The 5075-nt window shown below is 54.6% G+C and carries 3 rRNA genes; all 3 read right to left on the bottom strand.

Going from position 1 to position 5075, the window contains the following annotated elements:
• Positions 1 to 10 precede the first annotated feature (10 nt).
• A 5S ribosomal RNA gene (gene rrf / locus ACYU98_RS14330) occupies positions 11 to 128 on the bottom strand.
• Between the two features lie 93 nt (positions 129 to 221).
• Positions 222 to 3331 (bottom strand): 23S ribosomal RNA (locus tag ACYU98_RS14325).
• A 358-nt stretch (positions 3332 to 3689) separates the two neighbouring features.
• Positions 3690 to 5075, bottom strand: a 16S ribosomal RNA gene (locus ACYU98_RS14320); the annotation flags it as partial.

Raw genomic sequence — 5075 nt, 5'->3', positions numbered from 1 at the left:
GGGAATGTGTGTTCGGCGGTGTCCTACTCTCCCACACCGTAACCAGTGCAGTACCATCGGCGCTGAAGGGCTTAGCTTCCGGGTTCGGAATGTAACCGGGCGTTTCCCACTTCGCTATGACCGCCGTAACTCTATGAAACTAGACAAACCAGTCGACCTGGTGTGCTGTCTCAGATATCGCATAGTGGACGCAAAAACATACTGCAGAAGTTCTGTAATGTTTGGGTAAGTTATCGGCTTATTAGTACCGGTCAGCTCCACACCTTACGGTGCTTCCACATCCGGCCTATCAACCCAGTAGTCTACTGGGAGCCTCACGACCTAAGTCATGGAAACCTCATCTTGAAGCGTGCTTCCCGCTTAGATGCTTTCAGCGGTTATCACTTCCGAACGTAGCTAATCAGCGGTGCTCTTGGCAGAACAACTGACACACCAGAGGTTCGTCCATCCCGGTCCTCTCGTACTAGGGACAGGTCTTCTCAAGTTTCCTACGCGCACAGAGGATAGGGACCGAACTGTCTCACGACGTTCTAAACCCAGCTCGCGTACCGCTTTAATGGGCGAACAGCCCAACCCTTGGGACCTACTCCAGCCCCAGGATGCGACGAGCCGACATCGAGGTGCCAAACCATGCCGTCGATATGAGCTCTTGGGCAAGATCAGCCTGTTATCCCCGGGGTACCTTTTATCCGTTGAGCGACGGCGCTTCCACAAGCCACCGCCGGGTCACTAGTCCCGACTTTCGTCTCTGCTCGACATGTCTGTCTCACAGTCAAGCTCCCTTGTGCACTTACACTCGAAACCTGATTACCAACCAGGCTGAGGGAACCTTTGGGCGCCTCCGTTACCTTTTAGGAGGCAACCGCCCCAGTTAAACTACCCACCAGGCACTGTCCCTGATCCGGATCACGGACCGAGGTTAGGAGCTCAGAACGACCAGAGTGGTATTTCAACGTTGACTCCACACACACTGGCGTGCATGCTTCACAGTCTCCCACCTATCCTACACAAGCCGTACCAAACACCAATACCAAGCTGTAGTAAAGGTCCCGGGGTCTTTCCGTCCTTCTGCGCGTAACGAGCATCTTTACTCGTAGTGCAATTTCGCCGAGTTCATGGTTGAGACAGTGGAGAAGTCGTTACGCCATTCGTGCAGGTCGGAACTTACCCGACAAGGAATTTCGCTACCTTAGGATGGTTATAGTTACCACCGCCGTTTACTGGCGCTTAAGTTCTCAGCTTCGCCGTAAGGCTAACCGGTCCCCTTAACGTTCCAGCACCGGGCAGGCGTCAGTCCGTATACATCGAATTACTTCTTCGCACGGACCTGTGTTTTTAGTAAACAGTCGCTTCTCCCTGGTCTCTGCGACCCATCACCCTAGCCAGTAAATGGCTTCAAGATCAGGGCCCCCCTTCTCCCGAAGTTACGGGGGCATTTTGCCGAATTCCTTAACCATGATTCACTCGATCGCCTTAGTATTCTCTACCTAACCACCTGAGTCGGTTTGGGGTACGGGCGGCTCATACCTCGCTAGAAGTTTTTCTCGGCAGCATAGGATCACCCTACTTCCCACATTCGTGGTCACCATCAACTCTCAGACATACAGCCGGCGGATTTGCCTACCAGCAGTCCTACAGTCTTGGACGGGGACAACCATCGCCCCGCGGAGGCTACCTTCCTGCGTCACTCCATCGCTTACCTACTACAAGATCGGGTCCCACGCTCCCCACCACAACAGCAACCCGAAGGTCACAAACGTGATGGTTTGGGTGGTTAGCATCCCCTGATTCGATATGGGCGGTATTTCGCCGGTTCCGGAATATCAACCGGATGTCCATCGACTACGCCTGTCGGCCTCGCCTTAGGTCCCGACTTACCCAGGGCAGATTAGCTTGACCCTGGAACCCTTGGTTATTCGGCGGACGGGTTTCTCGCCCGTCATTCGCTACTCATGCCTGCATTCTCACTCGTGTGGGCTCCACGACTCGATCACTCGGCCGCTTCACTGCCCACACGACGCTCCCCTACCCAACAACACCCCTGAAAACAAAAGTTCTAGGGACATGTGTCATTGCCACAGCTTCGGTGATGTGCTTGAGCCCCGCTACATTGTCGGCGCGGAATCACTTGACCAGTGAGCTATTACGCACTCTTTAAAGGGTGGCTGCTTCTAAGCCAACCTCCTGGTTGTCACAGCAACTCCACATCCTTTCCCACTTAGCACACGCTTAGGGACCTTAGCTGGTGATCTGGGCTGTTTCCCTCTCGACTACGAAGCTTATCCCCCGCAGTCTCACTGCCACGCTTCACTTACCGGCATTCGGAGTTTGGCTGACGTCAGTAACCCGGTGGGGCCCATCAGCCATCCAGTAGCTCTACCTCCGGCAAGAAACACGCAACGCTGCACCTAAATGCATTTCGGGGAGAACCAGCTATCACGGAGTTTGATTGGCCTTTCACCCCTACCCACAGCTCATCCCCTCAGTTTTCAACCTAAGTGGGTTCGGTCCTCCACGACGTCTTACCGTCGCTTCAACCTGGCCATGGGTAGATCACTCCGCTTCGGGTCTAGACCCAGCGACTCAAACGCCCTATTCGGACTCGCTTTCGCTACGGCTACCCCACACGGGTTAACCTCGCCACTGAGCACTAACTCGCAGGCTCATTCTTCAAAAGGCACGCCATCACCCACCCCGAAGGACAGGCTCTGACGGATTGTAAGCACACGGTTTCAGGTACTATTTCACTCCCCTCCCGGGGTACTTTTCACCTTTCCCTCACGGTACTAGTCCGCTATCGGTCACCAGGGAATATTTAGGCTTAGCAGGTGGTCCTGCCAGATTCGTACGAGATTTCACGAGTCCCGTACTACTTGGGAAATACTTAAGACAGTGACACATGTTTCGGCTACAGGACTTACACCCTCTACGGTGCACCATTCAAGATGCTTCGCCTACACGCGCCATTTCTTACTGTCCACCAGCATGTCAGTACCGGTAAAAACACTCCCACAACCCCATGACTGCAACCCCTGACAGGTATCACACAACCATGGTTTAGCCTCTTCCGCTTTCGCTCGCCACTACTCACGGAATCACTGTTGTTTTCTCTTCCTGTGGGTACTGAGATGTTTCACTTCCCCACGTTCCCTCCACACACCCTATGAGTTCAGATGCGGGTAACACCACATGAATGGTGCTGGGTTCCCCCATTCGGAAATCCTCGGATCACAGTCTGGTTATCGACTCCCCGAGGCTTATCGCAGATTCCTACGTCCTTCATCGGTTCCTGGTGCCAAGGCATCCACCGTGTGCCCTTAAAAACTTACAAAAACCAGAACACTACAGATGCTTCGCGTCCACTATGCAATTCTCAAACAACACACAGCAACTCCCAACCCAACCACCACAACCGTGACAGCCGGCCAAAAGCCTGCCAACCCAAAGAAAACAACAACCCCCACCACACAACATGGCAGAAGCAGTCATTCCCTCAGGACCCAACAACGTGTCGACACCCACCGCAAACACCACACCCACGCTTTCCACAACCACACCACCAACCCAAAGGCCAACAGCACAATCCGTACTCACACAACTGCAGCACCCACAACAGGCACCATGATTGATGATCCACCCATGAGCACCCCCACCACACACTCGGTGATGAAAGGGCTAATGCTCCTTAGAAAGGAGGTGATCCAGCCGCACCTTCCGGTACGGCTACCTTGTTACGACTTAGTCCCAATCGCCAATCCCACCTTCGACGGCTCCCCCCACAAGGGTTAGGCCACCGGCTTCGGGTGTTACCAACTTTCGTGACTTGACGGGCGGTGTGTACAAGGCCCGGGAACGTATTCACCGCAGCACTGCTGATCTGCGATTACTAGCGACTCCAACTTCATGGGGTCGAGTTGCAGACCCCAATCCGAACTGAGACCAGTTTTAAGGGATTCGCTCCACCTCACGGTATCGCAGCCCTCTGTACTGGCCATTGTAGCATGCGTGAAGCCCAAGACATAAGGGGCATGATGATTTGACGTCATCCCCACCTTCCTCCGAGTTGACCCCGGCAGTCTCCCATGAGTCCCCACCATAACGTGCTGGCAACATGGAACGAGGGTTGCGCTCGTTGCGGGACTTAACCCAACATCTCACGACACGAGCTGACGACAACCATGCACCACCTGTACACCAGCCAAAAGGCACACACATCTCTGCATGCTTCCGGTGTATGTCAAGCCTTGGTAAGGTTCTTCGCGTTGCATCGAATTAATCCGCATGCTCCGCCGCTTGTGCGGGCCCCCGTCAATTCCTTTGAGTTTTAGCCTTGCGGCCGTACTCCCCAGGCGGGGCGCTTAATGCGTTAGCTGCGGCACGGAACTCGTGGAATGAGTCCCACACCTAGCGCCCAACGTTTACGGCATGGACTACCAGGGTATCTAATCCTGTTCGCTCCCCATGCTTTCGCTTCTCAGCGTCAGTAATGGCCCAGAGACCTGCCTTCGCCATCGGTGTTCCTCCTGATATCTGCGCATTTCACCGCTACACCAGGAATTCCAGTCTCCCCTACCATACTCTAGCCTGCCCGTACCCACTGCAGAACCGGAGTTAAGCCCCGGTCTTTCACAGCAGACGCGACAAACCGCCTACAAGCTCTTTACGCCCAATAATTCCGGACAACGCTCGCACCCTACGTATTACCGCGGCTGCTGGCACGTAGTTAGCCGGTGCTTCTTCTCCAGGTACCGTCACTTGCGCTTCGTCCCTGGTGAAAGAGGTTTACAACCCGAAGGCCTTCATCCCTCACGCGGCGTCGCTGCATCAGGCTTTCGCCCATTGTGCAATATTCCCCACTGCTGCCTCCCGTAGGAGTCTGGGCCGTGTCTCAGTCCCAGTGTGGCCGATCACCCTCTCAGGCCGGCTACCCGTCAAAGCCTTGGTGAGCCACTACCTCACCAACAAGCTGATAGGCCGCGAGTCCATCCCCCACCAATAAATCTTTCCACCACACACCATGCGATGCGCAGTCATATCCAGTATTAGACCTCGTTTCCAAGGCTTATCCCAGAGTG

This window comes from Calidifontibacter terrae, from assembly GCF_054778835.1.
Note: the sequence above shows the minus strand (reverse complement) of the source record. Positions and strands in the feature narration are given on the sequence as shown.